The organism is Burkholderia sp. AU16741 (assembly GCF_002223345.1).
GTDB classification, from domain to species: domain Bacteria; phylum Pseudomonadota; class Gammaproteobacteria; order Burkholderiales; family Burkholderiaceae; genus Burkholderia; species Burkholderia sola.
On sequence record NZ_NKEZ01000022.1, the window covers coordinates 1 to 900 of the forward strand.

Consider the following 900-nt stretch of genomic DNA (forward strand, 5'->3'; position numbering starts at 1 on the left):
TCGGGCCTGAAGGCCGTGATGCTGGCGGCGAACGCGATCGTCGCGGGCGACGCGGAGATCGTGATCGCGGGCGGCCAGGAGAACATGAGCGCGGCGCCGCACGTGCTGCCGGGCTCGCGCGACGGGTTCCGGATGGGCGACGCGAAGCTGGTCGACACGATGATCGTCGACGGGCTGTGGGACGTGTACAACCAGTACCACATGGGCATCACGGCAGAGAACGTCGCGAAGGAATACGGGATCACGCGCGAAGAGCAGGACGCGTTCGCGGCGCTGTCGCAGAACAAGGCGGAAGCCGCGCAGAAGGCCGGGCGTTTCGATGACGAGATCGTGCCGGTGTCGATCCCGCAACGCAAGGGCGAACCGCTGCAGTTCGCGACCGACGAGTTCGTGCGTCACGGCGTGACGGCGGAGTCGCTGGCCGGGCTGAAGCCGGCGTTCGCGAAGGACGGCTCGGTGACGGCGGCGAACGCGTCGGGGCTGAACGACGGCGCGGCGGCGGTGCTGGTGATGTCGGCGCAGAAGGCGGCGGCGCTGGGCCTGACGCCGCTGGCGCGGATCAAGGCGTACGCGAACGCGGGCGTGGATCCGAGCGTGATGGGCATGGGCCCGGTGCCGGCGTCGCGCCGTGCGCTGGAGCGCGCGGGCTGGACGCCGGGCGACCTGGATCTGATGGAGATCAACGAGGCGTTCGCGGCGCAGGCGCTGGCGGTGCACAAGCAGATGGGCTGGGACACGTCGAAGGTGAACGTGAACGGCGGGGCGATCGCGATCGGCCATCCGATCGGCGCGTCGGGCTGCCGGATCCTGGTGACGCTGCTGCACGAGATGGCCAAGCGCGATGCGAAGCGCGGGCTGGCGTCGCTGTGCATCGGCGGCGGGATGGGCGTCGCGCTCGCG

The 900-nt window shown here is 70.7% G+C and carries 1 protein-coding gene; it reads left to right on the plus strand.

Translation table 11 applies throughout. The features are described from left to right. Positions 1-900 (plus strand): acetyl-CoA C-acetyltransferase (locus CFB89_RS33805; RefSeq protein ID WP_089471833.1); only part of this gene is annotated, 900 nt, incomplete at both ends.